Here is a 249-nt window from a genome sequence, read left to right on the forward strand (position 1 = left end):
GTGCACGTCGATCCGGTGCGCGCGAAGGACGGCCCGTTCGGCGCGTGCATCGCGCACGGCTACCTGACGCTGGCGCTCGTCAATCATTTCCTGCCGCAGATCGTGCGCATCGACGGCGCGCGGCTCGGCGTCAACTACGGCTGCGACAGGATCCGTTTTCCCGCGCCGGTGAAGGTCGGCGCACGCGTGCGCGGCGTCGGCGAGCTGCTGCGCGTCGAGCCGCTCGACGGTGGCGTGCAGGCATGGATT

The 249-nt window shown here is 70.3% G+C and carries 1 protein-coding gene; it reads left to right on the forward strand.

Annotation, left to right across the window (positions count from 1 at the left end):
* The coding region (locus AAEZ10_RS27630) for a MaoC/PaaZ C-terminal domain-containing protein (RefSeq protein ID WP_350571861.1) at positions 1–249 on the forward strand (249 nt) is incomplete at both ends.

It is taken from the genome of Pseudomonas sp. H26/SER47-MNA-CIBAN-0231, assembly GCF_040310465.1.
In the GTDB taxonomy this organism is placed as follows: domain Bacteria; phylum Pseudomonadota; class Gammaproteobacteria; order Pseudomonadales; family Pseudomonadaceae; genus Aquipseudomonas; species Aquipseudomonas atacamensis.